The sequence below is a fragment of the Streptomyces sp. NPDC058691 genome (assembly GCF_042714775.1).
GTDB lineage: Bacteria > Actinomycetota > Actinomycetes > Streptomycetales > Streptomycetaceae > Actinacidiphila.
Genome location: NZ_JBHXSO010000045.1, coordinates 33,249 through 47,626, shown reverse-complemented (window position 1 = coordinate 47,626; position 14,378 = coordinate 33,249). Strand labels below are relative to the sequence as shown.

Here is a 14,378-nt window from a genome sequence, read left to right as displayed (position 1 = left end):
GGGCCCGCAACCGCTACGCTCGGCGCCGTATGGACAAGACCTTGATCGTCACGAACGACTTCCCGCCCCGCCCCGGCGGCATCCAGGCCTTCGTGCACAGCATGGCGCTGCGCCTGGACCCCGGGCGGGTGGTGGTGTACGCCTCCACGTGGCGCGACGGCTCCGAGGTCGCCCGCTTTGACGCCGAGCAGCCCTTCCCCGTGGTCCGCGATCGTACGTCGATGCTGCTGCCGACCCCGCGGGTGACCGGCCGGGCCGTCGGGCTGCTGCGGGAACACGGCTGCACCTCGGTGTGGTTCGGGGCGGCGGCCCCGCTGGGCCTGATGGCGCCCGCGCTGCGGAAGGCCGGGGCCCGGCGGATCGTGGCGACCACCCACGGCCACGAGGCGGGGTGGGCGCAGTTGCCCGGCAGCCGCCGGCTGCTGCGCCGGATCGGTGACGCCACCGACGCGATCACCTATCTGGGTGAGTACACCCGGTCGAGGATCGCTCCCGCGCTCACCCCGGCCGCCGCGGCGCGCATGGTGCAGCTGCCGCCGGGTGTCGACGAGAAGACCTTCCACCCGGCTTCCGGCGGCGAGAAGGTCCGGGCCCGGCTCGGGCTCGCCGGCCGGCCGGTGGTGGTCTGCGTCTCCCGCCTGGTGCCGCGCAAGGGCCAGGACACCCTGATCCTCGCGCTGCCGCGGATACTGGCCGTCCAGCCGGACGCGGTGCTGCTGGTCGTCGGCGGCGGGCCCTACGCGAACGAGCTGAAGCGGCTCGCGGCGCAGACCGGGGTGACCGACTCGGTCGTCTTCACCGGGGCGGTGCCCTGGGAGGAACTGCCCGCGCACTTCGGCGCGGGCGACGTCTTCGCCATGCCGTGCCGCACCCGGCGCGGCGGGCTGGACGTCGAAGGGCTCGGCATCGTCTACCTGGAGGCGTCCGCGACCGGGCTGCCGGTCGTGGCCGGCGACTCCGGCGGCGCGCCGGACGCGGTGCTGGACGGCGAGACCGGCCGGGTGGTGCGCGGCGGCGTGCCGGAGGACGCGGCCGACCGCATCCTGGCCCTGCTCGGCGACGCCGAACTCCGGCACCGGATGGGCGAGCGCGGACGCAAGTGGGTCGAGGACGCCTGGCGCTGGGACCTGCTCGCCGACCGGCTGAAGGCCCTCCTGTAGCAGGGCCCGGGCCGCGGAACGCCGATGGCCGCCGTCCGCGCGAGGCGTAAGGCGGCCACCGTGAGCGGCCATGAGGGGCCGTCAGCCGGAACTCCCCGAAAGAGGACCCGACTTCACTTGGCGTAGATCGCGGCGATCTCGTCCGCGAACTCCCGCAGCACCACATTGCGCTTGAGCTTCAGCGACGGCGTCACGTGGCCGGACTCCTCGGTGAACTGGGTCGCCAGGATGCGGAACTTCTTCACCGCCTCCGCCTTGGACACCGCGGCGTTGCCGTCGTCGATCGCCGACTGCACCTCGGCCAGCAGCTCCGGGTCCTCGCGCAGTTCCGCGACCGTGCGGCCCGCCTTGCCGTGCTGCTCGGCCCAGCGGGGCAGGAACTCCTCGTCCAGGGTCAGCAGCGCCCCGATGAAGGGCTTGCCGTCGCCGACCACCATGCACTCCGCGATCAGCGCGTGGGCGCGGATGCGGTCCTCGATCACCGCCGGGGCGACGTTCTTGCCGCCCGCCGTGACGATGATCTCCTTCTTGCGGCCGGTGATGCTGATGTAGCCGTCCTCGTCCAGCGAGCCGATGTCACCGGTGTGGAACCAGCCGTCGGTGACGGCCTCGGCCGTCGCGGCCTCGTTGTTCCAGTAGCCGCTGAACAGGTGCTCGCCGTGGAGCAGCACCTCGCCGTCGTCGGCGATGCGCACGGTGGAGCCGGGCAGCGGCTGGCCGACGGTGCCGATCTTCGTACGGTCCCAGGGGTTGAAGGCCGTGGCCGCGCAGGACTCGGTCAGGCCGTAGCCCTCCAGGACGGTGAAGCCGATGCCCCGGTAGAAGTGGCCGAGCCGCTCGCCGAGCGGCGCGCCGCCGGAGATGGAGTACTCGGCGCGGCCGCCGAGCACGGCGCGCAGCTTGCTGTAGACCAGCCGGTCGAAGACCTTGTGCTTGAACCGCAGGCCCAGCGAGGGCCCGTTCGCCGAGTCCAGCGCGCGGCTGTACTCGATCGCGACGTCGGACGCCTTGTCGAAGATCTTGCCCTTGCCGCCCGCCTGCGCCTGCGCGCGCGCCGAGTTGTACACCTTCTCGAACACGCGCGGCACGCCCAGCAGCATCGTCGGCCGGAACGAGGACAGTTCGCCGGTGAGGTTCTTGATGTCGCTGACGTGCCCGAGCTTGATCGGGGCCATCACGCTGGCCACCTCGACCAGCCGGCCGAAGACGTGGGCCAGCGGCAGGAAGAGCAGGACCGAGGAGTCGCCGGTCCGGAACAGCGGCTTGAGCCGCTCCACCACGTTGCCGCACTCGGCGAAGAAGGCGCGGTGGCTGAGCACGCACCCCTTGGGCCGGCCGGTGGTGCCCGAGGTGTAGACGATCGTGGCGGGGGAGTCGGCCTTGGCGTACGCGCCGCGCTCGTCGACCGTCGCCTCGGAGATGTCGGTCCCGGTCGCGGTCAGCGTCTCCACGGCGCCGCCCTCGATGCGCCACACGTGCTTGAGGTGCGGCAGGCGCTCCCGGACGGACTCCACCGTCTTCTCGTGCGCCTCGCTCTCCACGATCGCGGTGACGGCGCCGGAGTCGGAGAGGATCCACTCGACCTGCTCGGCCGAGGAGGTCTCGTACACCGGGACGGTGACCGCGCCCGCGCTCCAGATGGCGAAGTCGAACAGGGTCCACTCGTACCGGGTGCGGGAGATCAGCGCGACCCGGTCGCCGGGCTGCACGCCCGAGGCGATCAGGCCCTTGGCGACGGCGCGGACCTCGGCGAGGAAGGCGGTCGCGGTGACGTCCGCCCAGTCCCCGGTGGCGGTCTTGCGGGCGATGACCGCAACGTCGGGATGCTGAGCGGCGTTGCGGCGGATGAGATCCGTCAGATTGCCGTCCGCGGGGACCTCGTACAGAGCCGGAAGGCTGAACTCGCGCAAAACTGCTGCTCCTCATCGGCGCCGGCGGCGGTGCTGGCTGCGTCCACTGCGGGGTTGCGCAGCGGAGCGGACTGCCCGGACGTTACCCACCGGTAAAGCTTCAGCGGTAGGGGGTGCCGTGTAGATGTTTTGTGTGTCACACCCTCGTCACGCACGCACCGGCCGCTGCGGCGCAGCGCGTATCCACTGATGGGAAGCCTAGTCGAGGCCCCGCGTGACCCGCAGGTAACAAGCGTCCCGGTACTCCCTGCCGCCGGCCGGCCCCGGCGTCCTAGAGTGATCGTCATGCGTGTGCATGTCGTCAGCGATGTCCACGGCGCCGCCGAGGCGCTCGCCAGGGCCGGGGACGGGGCCGACGCCCTCGTCTGCCTCGGCGACCTCATCCTCTTCCTGGACTACGCGGACCACTCGCGCGGCATCTTCCCCGACCTGTTCGGCACCGAGAACGCCTCCCGCATGGTCTCCCTGCGCACCGCCCTGCGCTGGGACGAGGCCCGGGCCCTGGACCGCGAGCTGTGGGACGGCCTCGGCACCGACCGGCGTACCGCCATCGAGACCGCCGTGCGCCGCCAGTACGCCGAACTGTTCGCCGCCTTCCCCACGCCGACGTACGCCACCTACGGGAACGTCGACATCCCCGCCCTGTGGCCGGAGTACGCCGGGCCCGGCACGACCGTGCTGGACGGCGCGACCGCCGAGATCGGCGGCCTGGTCTTCGGATTCGTCGGCGGCGGCCTGCGCACGGCCTACCGCACCCCGTACGAGATCGACGACGAGACCTACGCCGCCAAGGTGGCCGCGCTCGGCGAGGTCGATGTGCTCTGCTCGCACATCCCGCCCGCCGTGCCCGAGCTCTGCTACGACACCGTGGCCCGCCGCTTCGAGCGCGGCAGCGAGGCCCTGCTCGAGGCGATCCGCAGCACCCGGCCCAAGTACGCCCTTTTCGGGCACGTCCACCAGCCGCTGGTGCCCCGGATGCGGATCGGCACGACCGAATGCGTGAACGTCGGCCACTTCAACTCCAGGAGAACGCCGTGGGCGCTGCAATGGTGACCGCCCCGGAGGTCTGCGGGCGCCCGACCAGGCGGTAGCCTTCACCGGCAGACACACGACAGCAGGCTCAGGCAGCGACGTCCCGGAGGGGCCACGGCGATGGCGGAACACACGAGGTCCAGCATCACGATCGACGCGGCCCCGGCCGATGTCATGGGTGTCATCTCCGACTTCGCCCGCTACCCCGAGTGGACCGGGGAGGTGAAGGAGGCCGAGATCCTCGCCGCCGACACCCAGGGCCGCGCCGAGCAGGTCCGCCTCCTCCTCGACGCCGGTGCGATCAAGGACGACCACACCCTCGCCTACACCTGGGTCGGCACCAGCGAAGTGCACTGGACGCTGGTCAAGTCCCAGATGCTGCGCACCCTGGACGGCGCCTACATCCTCGCCCCGGTCGAGGACGGCAAGCGCACCGAGGTCACCTACCAGCTGACCGTCGACGTCAAGATCCCCATGCTCGGCATGATCAAGCGCAAGGCCGAGAAGGTCATCATCGACCGGGCGCTGGCCGGCCTGAAGAAGCGCGTCGAGTCCCAGGGCTGATGCGAACGGTCCTGGTCACCGGCGCGGGCGGCGCGGGCCGCACCACCGTCGCGGCCGCCACCGCCGTGACCGCGGCCGCCCCCGGGCGCCGGGTCCTGGTGCTGTCCGCGGACCGCGGCGGGGCGCTGGAACGAGTTCTCGGCACCGCCACCGCCCCGGACGGACCCGCCCCGAATCCCCTGCCCGTCCCCGTGCCCTCGGTGCCGGGGCTGTGGGCCGGCCGGATCGACCCGGCCGCCGCCTTCCGGGCCGACGCCATGGAACTCCAGGGCCGGCTCGGCGCGCTCCTCGATCTGCTCGGCGCCGCGCCGCTGGACGCCGAGGAACTCACCGAACTCCCCGGCGCCGAACCGCTCGCCCTGCTGCGCGCCCTGCGCGACACGGCGGACGGCTGGGACCTGGTCGTGGTCGATCTGCCGCCGGTGCGTGCCGCCCTGGCCACGCTCGCCCTGCCGGAGCAACTGCGCCGCTACCTCGCCCGGCTGCTGCCCGAGCAGCGCCAGGCCGCCCGCGCCCTGCGCCCGATGCTCGCCCAGCTCGCCGGCGTGCCCGCGCCCGGCCCCTGGGCCTACGAGGCCGCCGCCCGCGCCGACCGCGAACTGGGCGCCGCCCAGGCCGTGGTGGAGGACGCGGCGACGACCGTACGGCTGGTGGTCGAGCCCGGCGCGCACGCCGCGGAGGCGGTGCGCCACGCCCGGGCCGGACTGGCCCTGTACGGCCACCGGCTGGAGGCCGTCGTGGCCAACCGGCTGCTGCCCGAGCACTCGCCCGACCCGTGGCTCGCCGAACTCTCGGGCCACCAGCGCAAGGAACTGCGCGCCCTGCGTGCCGAGATCACGGGCACCGGGTCCGCACTGCACGAACTGCCGCACCTGGGACGGGAACCGCGCGGGCCCGAGGACTTGGCGCGGCTGGCGGCCGAGCCGCCCGCCCCGGCCGCCGAGGGCCCCGCCGCGCCGCCCTGGACCACCGAGGACCGGCTCGCCGCCGAGGGCCACTTCCTGTGGCGGCTGCCGCTGCCCGGCGCGGCACGGCACACCGTGGACCTCGTCCGCCGCGGCGACGAACTCGTCGTGGACGCCGAGGGCCACCGGCGCATCCTGCCGCTGCCCTCCGCGCTGCGCCGCTGCACCGTGGCGGGGGCCGCCCTGCGTGACGGCGCGCTGCAGGTCCGGTTCGTTCCCGATCCGGGGCTCTGGCCCCGGTGACGGCGATGGCCCCCTGAACGCACCGGCCTCGTTCGGGTAACGTCGTAGGCACCAGCCGGAGCGCCCTACGGAGCCCACCATGAGCGAATCCACGGACCGTAACGACCGCCCCGAGGCCGATCACGACGCCTGGGCCAAGGCGAGCGCGGAGGACATCGCCGCCGAGAAGGCCCGCCGCCGGCAGCAGTCCGGACAGGAGCCGGGCAGCGCCGCGGAGGAGCTGCGACGGCTCGCCGAGGCCGTGGCCGAGCGGATCTCCCTGCTGCGCAGCCCCGCGGCCGAGATGGCCGCCCAGGGCATCATCGCCCAGGTGAAGCAGGTCGTGGAGCCCGTCGTCGAACGAAACCCCGAGGTGTTCGACCACCTCGCCGCGGCCGGCGCCGAGCTGCTGGCCGCCTACCGGGCCGCCGTCAGCGGCCAGGAACGGCGCTGGACCTCCGGCGGCGCCGGACCGTCCAGCGAACGCATTGACCTGGACTGAACGCGAACTGAACAAACGGCGGAACGGGGTGCACCCCGCCCTCCGGTACGGTTGGACGCAGCGGGGATCGACCGAATACTGAGGGACACATGGGACTCACCATCGGCGTCGACATCGGCGGCACGAAGATCGCGGCCGGCGTGGTCGACGAGGAAGGCTCGATTCTCGAAATCGTCAAGGTGCCTACTCCGCCGACCTCCGAAGGCGTCGTCGACGCCATCGCCGCCGCCGTCCACGACGTCAGCACGGGCCACACGGTCGAGGCCGTGGGCATCGGCGCCGCCGGCTATGTCGACGACAAGCGGGCCACCGTGCTCTTCGCCCCCAACATCCGGTGGCGGCACGAGCCGCTGAAGGACAAGGTCGAGCAGCGCGTCGGCCTTCCCGTCGTGGTGGAGAACGACGCCAACGCCGCCGCGTGGGGCGAATATCGCTTCGGCGCCGGCCAGGGCCACGACGACGTCATCTGCATCACGCTCGGCACCGGCCTCGGTGGCGGCATCATCATCGGCAACAAGCTGCGCCGCGGCCGCTTCGGCGTGGCCGGCGAGTTCGGCCACATCCGCATGGTGCCGGACGGCCTGCTGTGCGGCTGCGGCAGCCAGGGCTGCTGGGAGCAGTACGCCTCCGGCCGCGCCCTGGTGCGCTACGCCAAGCAGCGCGCCGTCGCACAGCCCGAGAACGCGGCACTGCTGCTCTCGCTCGGCGACGGCACGCCCGAGGGCATCCAGGGCCAGCACATCAGCAAGGCCGCGCGCGGCGGCGACAAGGTGGCGGTCGACTCGTTCCGCGAACTCGCCCGCTGGGCGGGTGCGGGACTCGCGGACCTCGCCTCGCTCTTCGACCCCTCCGCCTTCATCGTCGGCGGCGGTGTCTCGGACGAGGGCGAACTCGTCCTCGACCCCATCCGCAAGTCCTTCCGCCGCTGGCTGGTCGGCGGTCAGCTGCGGCCGCACGCCCAGGTCCTGGCCGCCCAACTCGGCGGCAAGGCCGGTCTGGTCGGCGCCGCCGACCTGGCCCGCCAGGGCTAGCGCGAACACCCATCGCGTGCTGGTGCCCCCGTACTCCGCTCCCGCGGAGTACGGGGGCACCGTCGTAGGGGCCGGGTAGGGTGACGGCGTGAGCGAGGTCCCGCAGCCGGATCTGCCGGCGTCCCGCACGTTGCCGGACGGCTCCGCCGTCATCCGCGTCCTGAGCTACAACGTCCGCTCGATGAGGGACGACCGGGCCGCCCTCGCCCGGGTCGTCCGGGCCTGCGCACCCGACATCGCGCTGATCCAGGAGGCCCCCCGCTTCTTCCGCTGGCGCAAGGCGGCCGCCCGGCTCGCCCGTGACTCGGGGATGGTGACCGTCACCGGCGGGGCGACCGCCGCCGGCCCGCTCGTGCTGTCCTCGCTGCGGGTGCGTGTGGAGCGCACCGAGGACGTCCTGCTGCCGCGCACCCCCGGACTGCACCAGCGCGGCTTCGCGACCGCCGTGGTCCGTGTCGGCGGCGCGCGGCTGTCCGTGCTGAGCTGTCATCTGTCGTTGCAGGCCGATGAGCGTTACGAGCAGAGCGGCATGCTGCTGGACCGCCTCGCCGCGATGGGGGAGACCCACGCGGTGGCCGGCGGCGACCTGAACGACCGCCCGCACGGCCGCACTTTCCGCCGGCTCGCCGGCGAACTGCAGGACGCGTGGGCGGTCCGGCCCTGGGGCGGCGAGTACACCTCCACGCCCGGCGACCCCCATCAGCGCATCGACGCCGTCTTCGCCACGTCCGGCATCGAGGTCCTCGGCTGCGGTGTCCCGGACGCGCTGCCCGGCATCACCGGGAACGACCTGAGGGCGGCCACGGACCATCTTCCGGTCCTGGCCGCCCTCAAGGTGCCGTCGGGTTCGTGACCGCGGTCAGACGACCGCGCCACCGCCCGGCAGGTCGTCGTCCTCGTCGCCGCCCGGCCGCATCCGCGTGACCAGGGTGGCGAATCCGCCGAGGAAGCCGCCGATGCCGACCGTGACGGCCCACCACGGCATCTCCTCCTGGAAGAGGATGAACGCGAAGATCAGCAGCGGGCCGCCCAGCGCGGCCAGCCAGGCGAACTTCGTGGTGACGTCGGCCTTCGGCAGCGGCGGCGGCTCCGGCGGCACGAAGTGGCCCTCGTCGTCGTCCTCGTCGAGTTCGTAGTCGCGGGGACCGGAGAGCACGGGGTGGATGACGATCGAGGTCGTCCCGGGCGTCGTCGGCACCACGCCGGGGCCGGGCGTCGCGGAGCCCTCGGGGACGTCCTCGGCCTCCGGCCAGGACGCCGTGCCGGGCTCCGGAGCGGCGTCGTACCCCGCCACGATCTGCGCCCAGGCATCGGCTTCGTCGACCGGCTTGGGCTCGGGCTCGCCGCCCTCGGGCAGCGGACGGCGGTCGTCCTCGTGCTCAGCCACGTGCGGCGTCCTCCTTCTCGTTGCTCTCGTCGTCACCCGCGGCCGGCCCGGTGCCGGTGAGCCGGCGCACGAACGCGTCGGACTGCTCGAAGATCGTCTCGGCGTCGTGGTCGAGGGTGGCGACGTGGTAGCTGCGTTCCAGCACCGTCTCCGTCACGTCCGTCGACGACACGCGGCTGAGCACGAGCGCCGAGTTGGACGGATGGACGACGTGGTCGACCCGGCTGCGCAGGAGCAGCAGCGGCTGGGTCACCTGGGGCAGCTCGCGCCGCACCAGGGTCCACAAGCGGCTCAGGGAGTGCACCGCGTGCAGCGGGGTGCGGTCGTAGCCCACCTCCGAGGAGCCCTCCTTGGCGATGTCGCTGGCGATACCGGGCACCGAGGGCACGAAGTGCCTCAGCACCGGCACGGCCTTGAGTTGATGGCTGTCGGCCTTGACCGAGGGGTTCACGAGGGCGATGCCGCTGACCGCCGCGCCGTGCTGGGCGGCCAGGCGCAGGGTCAGCGCGCCGCCCATGGACATTCCGAAGACAAACACGCGGTCACAGCGTCCGGACAGCGCCCGGAATTCCCGGTCCACCTCGGCGTACCAGTCCTGCCAGCCGGTGACCTGCATGTCCTGCCAGCGCGTGCCGTGCCCGGGCAGCAGGGGTGCCGACACGCTCAGACCGCGCTCGGCCAGGTACTCGCCCCACGGCCGCATGGACTGCGGGGTGCCGGTGAAGCCGTGGCACAGCAGGACGCCGATGTCGCCGCCGTCGTGGCGATAGGGCTCGGCCCCGGGCATGAGCGGCACCCTGGTCTCCTGTTCGGTGGAATGCGCGGAAAGCGATACCTCACAGTACGCGGACGGCCGACACCGGGGGAGAGCCCTGCCCGATCTGGCGTTAAGGTCTTCCCGTCAGACACAGGAGGTCATCGGTTGTTGTACGGCGTGATGAAGATCGCGATCGGCCACCCCCTGCGAGCCGCCTTCCGGCCGTGGGTGGAGGGCATGGAGAACATCCCCAAGCACGGTCCCGCGATACTGGCGAGCAACCATCTGTCCTTCTCCGACTCCTTCTTCCTGCCCGCCGTGCTCGACCGCAAGGTCACCTTCATCGCCAAGGCCGAGTACTTCACCACGCCGGGCGTCAAGGGCAAGCTCACCGCGGCCTTCTTCAAGGGCGTCGGCCAGCTGCCGGTGGACCGCTCCGGCGCGCGCGGCGCCGGCGAGGCGGCCATCCGCAGCGGGATAAAGGTCATCGAGTCCGGCGAGCTCTTCGGCATCTACCCCGAGGGCACCCGCTCGCCCGACGGCCGCCTGTACCGCGGCAAGCCCGGTGGCCTGGCCCGGATCGCGCTCGCCACGGGCGCCCCGGTGATCCCGGTCGCCATGATCGACACCGAGAAGATCCAGCCGCCCGGCAAGGTCGTGCCCAAGCTCATGCGCCCCGGCATCCGGATCGGCAAGCCGCTGGACTTCAGCCGCTACCAGGGCATGGAGCAGGACCGTTTCATCCTGCGCTCGGTCACCGACGAGGTGATGTACGAGATCATGAAGCTCTCCGGCCAGGAGTACGTGGACGTCTACGCCTCCGCCGCCAAGCGCCAGATCGCCGAGGCGGCGAAGAAGCAGCAGGCAGAATCCGGGGCGTAGCCCCGGCCAGGGGGAACGGGGGAGGCCCATGGCCAGGGACACGCCCGCCGGGGCGCGTGGTGCGCATGTCGGTGGAGCAGCCGCTGTGGCGCGCGCTGACGGGCTACCGGGTGCTCACCGCCGGCTACGCCGTCGCGCTGTTCGTCGTCGGCTACGAGGGCCACGCCCGGCCGGTGCTGGGCATGGCCTTCATGGCGCTGCTCGTGGTGTGGACGCTGGCCACGCTCGGCAAGGTGAGCTCGCCCCAGCGGTGCACCCGGGGCTTCCTCTTCGTGGACCTCGGCATCGCGCTCACCGGCATCCTCCTCACCCCGGTCGTCGAGCTGCACCAGCGCATCGTCGACGGCGGACCCACGCTCCCGTCGATATGGACGGCGGGCTCGGTCCTCGCCTACGCCATCAAGGGCGGCTGGCGCTGGGCGGCGGCCGCCTCCTGCCTGGTCGGCGGCGCCAACATGGTCGAACGCGGGGCGCTCGCCCGGGACACCGTGCACAACGTGCTGCTGGTGGCCATCGCCAGCATCGCGATCGGCTATGTCGTCGAGGTCGCCCGCGCCAGCGAGCGCACCCTCGCCCGCGCCCTGCAGATCGAGGCGGCCACCCGTGAGCGGGAGCGGCTGGCCCGCGACATCCACGACAACGTGCTCCAGGTGCTCGCCATGGTGCAGCGGCGCGGTACGGAGATCGGCGGCGAGGCCGAGGCACTGGGCCGGATGGCCGGTGAACAGGAGGCCGCGCTGCGCGCCCTGGTCACCGTCGGCGCCGCGGCGCTGGCCGGGGTTCCCGTACCGCGGGAAGGCGAACCGGATCCGGACGCCCCCCGCGATCTGCGCGTCCTGCTCACCCCCTACGGCGGTGCCCGCGTCACCGTGGCCGTCCCCGGCACCCCCGTCCTGCTGCCCGGGCACGCGGCCCCCGAACTCGCCGCCGCGGTGGGCGCGGCCCTGGAGAACGTGCGCAAGCACGCGGGGGAGCGGGCGCACGCCTGGATCCTCGTCGAGGACGCGCCCGACGCCGTCCTGGTCAGTGTCCGCGACGACGGGCCCGGCATCCCCGAGGGGCGGCTCGCGGACGCCCGGGCGGAGGGGCGGCTCGGCGTCGCCCAGTCCATCCAGGGGCGGCTGCGCGACCTCGGCGGCACGGCGGAGCTGGTGTCGGTGCCCGGCCAGGGGACAGAAGTCGAGTTGAGGCTCGGCAAATGAGAGAGGAGATTGGGGTCATGGCCGTAAAGGTGATGGTGGTGGACGACCACCCCATGTGGCGAGAGGCGGTCGCACGCGACCTCACCGAGGCCGGATACGTCGTGGTGGCCACGGCCGGCGACGGCCCCGAGGCGGTGCGCCGCGCCAAGGCCGCCCTCCCGGAAGTGCTGGTCCTCGACCTCAATCTGCCGGGCCTGTCCGGGGTGCAGGTCTGCAAGGACGCCATCGCGGAGAACCCCGCCCTGCGGGTGCTGGTCCTGTCGGCGAGCGGTGAGCACGCGGACGTCCTGGAGGCCGTGAAGTCCGGTGCCACCGGCTATCTGCTGAAGTCCGCCGGCCGGGACGAACTCCTCGACGCCGTCCGCCGCACCGCCGTCGGCGACCCCGTCTTCACTCCGGGCCTCGCGGGCCTCGTCCTCGGCGAGTACCGGCGGCTGGCCTCGGACCCCGCGCCCGCGGCGTCCGACCGGCCCGAGACACCGCGGCTCACCGATCGCGAGACCGAGGTACTGCGCCTGGTGGCAAAGGGGCTGAGCTACAAGCAGATCGCCGAACGCCTCGTCATCTCGCACCGCACCGTGCAGAACCACGTGCAGAACACCCTCGGCAAGCTCCAGTTGCACAACCGCGTCGAGCTGGTCCGCTACGCCATCGAGCGCGGGCTCGACGAGGAGTAGCGGGGTAGCGGGGCAACCCCCGGCGCGCTTCCCGCATTGGTCCGCCTGCCGCACTCGGACGAGTGAATCCGGGGCTCCAACCTGCCCGCGCGCCAAGGGATTTCACCGAACGGCCCATCCCACATGTGACACCGGTCACGCTAGCGTCGTTGGCGCAGGCAAATGGTGCGAACGGGAAGGGGAAGGATCATGCGAGTTGGCGTGCTGACCGGCGGCGGTGACTGCCCCGGGCTCAACGCGGTCATCCGTGCCATCGTGCGCAAGGGTGTCCAGGAGTACGCGTACGACTTCGTCGGTTTCAGGGACGGCTGGCGCGGGCCGCTGGAAGGGGACACCGTCCCTCTCGACATCCCGGCCGTCCGGGGCATCCTGCCGCGCGGCGGCACGATCCTCGGCTCCTCGCGCACGAATCCGCTCAAGACGGAGAACGGCGTGCGCCGGGTCAAGGAGAACCTGGCCAAGTACGAGGTGGACGCGCTCGTCGCGATCGGCGGCGAGGACACGCTCGGTGTGGCGACCACCCTGTCCGACGAATACGGGGTCCCCTGCGTCGGCGTACCGAAGACCATTGACAACGACCTCGCCGCCACCGACTACACCTTCGGCTTCGACACGGCCGTCAACATCGCCACCGAGGCCATCGACCGCCTCCACACCACCGCCGAGTCGCACATGCGGGTCCTGGTGGTCGAGGTCATGGGCCGGCACGCGGGCTGGATCGCCCTCCACTCGGGCCTGGCCGGCGGTGCCAACGTCATCCTGGTGCCCGAGCAGCGCTTCGACGTGGACCAGGTCTGCGCCTGGGTGGAGAGCCGCTTCAAGATCCGCTACGCGCCGATCGTGGTGATCGCCGAGGGCGCCATGCCCAAGGACGGCGACGTGGTGCTGAAGGACGGGAGCCTGGACTCCTTCGGTCACGTCCGCCTCTCCGGCGTCGGCGAGTGGCTGGCCAAGGAGATCGAGAGCCGCACGGGCAAGGAGGCCCGTACCACGGTGCTCGGCCACGTCCAGCGCGGCGGCACCCCCAGTGCCTTCGACCGCTGGCTGGCCACCCGCTTCGGCCTGCACGCCATCGACGCGGTCCGCGACCGGGACTTCGGGAAGATGGTCGCCCTGCGCGGCACGGACATCGTCCGGGTCCCGCTGGCGGAGGCGACCAAGCAGCTCAAGACGGTCGACCCGAAGCTCTACGCCGAGGCCGGCGTCTTCTTCGGGTAAACACCTCGTTTCCCGGGCGTCTCCTGGGCTTTCCCCGCTTGCCATGGGCGATCACGCGGCCGTACATTCCCTCCACCCGGCTTGTCCGGCCGCTTCGTTTATCCCCCTTGAGCACATGAGGAGCGCCCGGCATGACGGGTGTACTGGCGGTCGCAGGCGGCACCGCATCCGGCAAGTCCACGCTTGCCGAGGCCCTGTCGCTGACGTGTCCCGAGACCATCGCACTGATCCATTTGGACGATCACTACGTGCCCGCGCACGACCCGCGCAGGGGCGTGTGGACGGTCAGCGCCGGCGGGCACGCCGTCCTGGACTGGAACCACCCCGGCTCCATCGACGAGACCGCCGTCGGTGAAGCCGTCGACGCCGCGCGGCTGCGCCCCGGGGTGCGCCTGGTCGTCGTCGAGGGGCTGTTCGCGCTCACCTTGCCGGCCGTCCTCACGCGGGCGGCCTGGCGGGTGTACGTGGACGCCCCCGACGACGTCCGCCTGGCGCGCAAGATCCTGCGGAAGATCGAGGTCCAGCGGCAGGACCCGCGACTGTCGCTGCGCAACTACCTGCAGAGCGGCCGGGACCGCCACGCCGCCCATGTGGCGCCCTCCCGGGCCCGGGCCGACCTGGTGGTCGACGGCACCGCCGACGGCCCCGAGATGCTGGCCGCCGTGCTGGTCCTGGTCGGCCCCGCCCTGGCGCCGGCCCCCGAGCCCGTTGCCCCCCCCCCCCCCCCCCCCCCCCCCCCCCCCCCCCCCCCCCCCCCCCCCCCGGCCCCCCCCCCCCCCCCCCCCCCCCCCCCCCCCCCCCCCCCCCCCCCACCCCCCCCCCCCCCCCCCCCCCCCCCCCCCCCCCCCCCCCCCCCCCCCCCCCCCCCC

Annotated in this window: 14 protein-coding genes and 1 pseudogene; 12 read left to right on the top strand and 3 right to left on the bottom strand. The window is 72.8% G+C overall.

Annotation, left to right across the window (positions count from 1 at the left end; genetic code table 11):
- Window positions 1–29: 29 nt before the first annotated feature.
- Window positions 30–1,160, top strand: coding sequence for a glycosyltransferase family 4 protein (locus ACFWVC_RS27890; protein ID WP_384292292.1), 1,131 nt, complete (start codon window positions 30–32; stop codon window positions 1,158–1,160).
- Window positions 1,161–1,273: 113 nt separating this feature from the next.
- Here ACFWVC_RS27890 and ACFWVC_RS27885 read toward each other — a convergent pair whose 3' ends face one another.
- Complete coding sequence (locus ACFWVC_RS27885) at window positions 1,274–3,070, bottom strand: AMP-dependent synthetase/ligase (protein WP_384292288.1); 1,797 nt, start codon at window positions 3,068–3,070, stop codon at window positions 1,274–1,276.
- 285 nt (window positions 3,071–3,355) lie between these two features.
- On the opposite strand from ACFWVC_RS27885, the gene ACFWVC_RS27880 reads away from it, so the two are divergent.
- From ACFWVC_RS27880 to ACFWVC_RS27855, 6 genes are all read left to right on the top strand, one after another.
- Window positions 3,356–4,123 carry a metallophosphoesterase gene (locus ACFWVC_RS27880; protein ID WP_384292283.1) on the top strand — a complete coding sequence of 256 codons (768 nt, stop codon included), beginning with the start codon at window positions 3,356–3,358 and terminating at the stop codon, window positions 4,121–4,123.
- 99 nt (window positions 4,124–4,222) lie between these two features.
- A complete protein-coding gene (locus ACFWVC_RS27875) occupies window positions 4,223–4,666 on the top strand; it encodes an SRPBCC family protein (protein WP_384292280.1) in 444 nt (147 codons plus the stop codon).
- Window positions 4,666–5,874 (top strand): ArsA family ATPase, encoded by a 1,209-nt coding sequence (locus ACFWVC_RS27870; RefSeq protein WP_384292276.1) that lies wholly within the window; start codon window positions 4,666–4,668, stop codon window positions 5,872–5,874. Before ACFWVC_RS27875 ends, ACFWVC_RS27870 begins: the two co-directional genes overlap by 1 nt.
- A 79-nt stretch (window positions 5,875–5,953) precedes the next feature.
- A complete protein-coding gene (locus tag ACFWVC_RS27865) occupies window positions 5,954–6,355 on the top strand; it encodes a DUF5304 family protein (protein ID WP_384292273.1) in 402 nt (133 codons plus the stop codon).
- Window positions 6,356–6,444: 89 nt separating this feature from the next.
- Entirely contained in the window at window positions 6,445–7,386 is a 942-nt protein-coding gene (locus ACFWVC_RS27860) for an ROK family glucokinase (protein ID WP_384292269.1), read from the top strand.
- An 88-nt stretch (window positions 7,387–7,474) separates the two neighbouring features.
- The gene (locus ACFWVC_RS27855) at window positions 7,475–8,239 is read left to right on the top strand and encodes an endonuclease/exonuclease/phosphatase family protein (RefSeq protein ID WP_384292266.1); all 765 of its coding nucleotides are present in this window, start codon (window positions 7,475–7,477) and stop codon (window positions 8,237–8,239) included.
- A 6-nt stretch (window positions 8,240–8,245) separates the two neighbouring features.
- Here the strand turns inward: ACFWVC_RS27855 and ACFWVC_RS27850 are convergent, their stop codons facing one another.
- Both ACFWVC_RS27850 and ACFWVC_RS27845 read right to left on the bottom strand, forming a co-directional pair.
- A complete protein-coding gene (locus tag ACFWVC_RS27850; RefSeq protein ID WP_384292261.1) occupies window positions 8,246–8,773 on the bottom strand; it encodes a hypothetical protein in 528 nt (175 codons plus the stop codon).
- On the bottom strand, window positions 8,766–9,569 hold the full coding sequence (locus ACFWVC_RS27845) for an alpha/beta hydrolase (protein WP_384292257.1): 804 nt from the start codon (window positions 9,567–9,569) through the stop codon (window positions 8,766–8,768). Before ACFWVC_RS27845 ends, ACFWVC_RS27850 begins: the two co-directional genes overlap by 8 nt.
- A 126-nt stretch (window positions 9,570–9,695) precedes the next feature.
- Between ACFWVC_RS27845 and ACFWVC_RS27840 the strand changes: the two genes are divergently transcribed.
- The 5 genes and pseudogenes from ACFWVC_RS27840 to ACFWVC_RS27820 form a co-directional block, all read left to right on the top strand.
- Window positions 9,696–10,412, top strand: coding sequence for a lysophospholipid acyltransferase family protein (locus tag ACFWVC_RS27840; RefSeq protein ID WP_384292252.1), 717 nt, complete (start codon window positions 9,696–9,698; stop codon window positions 10,410–10,412).
- A 65-nt stretch (window positions 10,413–10,477) separates the two neighbouring features.
- Window positions 10,478–11,614, top strand: a complete 1,137-nt coding sequence (gene macS, locus ACFWVC_RS27835; protein ID WP_384292247.1) for a MacS family sensor histidine kinase — start codon at window positions 10,478–10,480, stop codon at window positions 11,612–11,614.
- 17 nt (window positions 11,615–11,631) lie between these two features.
- The gene (locus ACFWVC_RS27830) at window positions 11,632–12,291 is read left to right on the top strand and encodes a response regulator (RefSeq protein ID WP_384292241.1); all 660 of its coding nucleotides are present in this window, start codon (window positions 11,632–11,634) and stop codon (window positions 12,289–12,291) included.
- A 189-nt stretch (window positions 12,292–12,480) separates the two neighbouring features.
- The gene (locus ACFWVC_RS27825; protein ID WP_384292236.1) at window positions 12,481–13,509 is read left to right on the top strand and encodes a 6-phosphofructokinase; all 1,029 of its coding nucleotides are present in this window, start codon (window positions 12,481–12,483) and stop codon (window positions 13,507–13,509) included.
- A 131-nt stretch (window positions 13,510–13,640) separates the two neighbouring features.
- Window positions 13,641–14,126 (top strand): annotated as a pseudogene (locus ACFWVC_RS27820) (uridine kinase); the annotation flags it as partial.
- Between the last annotated feature and the right edge of the window lie 252 nt (window positions 14,127–14,378).

Coding starts and splice junctions, on each gene's coding strand:
- ACFWVC_RS27890 (WP_384292292.1), top strand. CDS start 30: ATGGACAAGACCTTGATCGTCACGAACGACTTCCCGCCCCGCCCCGGC.
- ACFWVC_RS27880 (WP_384292283.1), top strand. CDS start 3,356: ATGCGTGTGCATGTCGTCAGCGATGTCCACGGCGCCGCCGAGGCGCTC.
- ACFWVC_RS27875 (WP_384292280.1), top strand. CDS start 4,223: ATGGCGGAACACACGAGGTCCAGCATCACGATCGACGCGGCCCCGGCC.
- ACFWVC_RS27870 (WP_384292276.1), top strand. CDS start 4,666: ATGCGAACGGTCCTGGTCACCGGCGCGGGCGGCGCGGGCCGCACCACC.
- ACFWVC_RS27865 (WP_384292273.1), top strand. CDS start 5,954: ATGAGCGAATCCACGGACCGTAACGACCGCCCCGAGGCCGATCACGAC.
- ACFWVC_RS27860 (WP_384292269.1), top strand. CDS start 6,445: ATGGGACTCACCATCGGCGTCGACATCGGCGGCACGAAGATCGCGGCC.
- macS (WP_384292247.1), top strand. CDS start 10,478: ATGTCGGTGGAGCAGCCGCTGTGGCGCGCGCTGACGGGCTACCGGGTG.
- ACFWVC_RS27830 (WP_384292241.1), top strand. CDS start 11,632: ATGGCCGTAAAGGTGATGGTGGTGGACGACCACCCCATGTGGCGAGAG.
- ACFWVC_RS27825 (WP_384292236.1), top strand. CDS start 12,481: ATGCGAGTTGGCGTGCTGACCGGCGGCGGTGACTGCCCCGGGCTCAAC.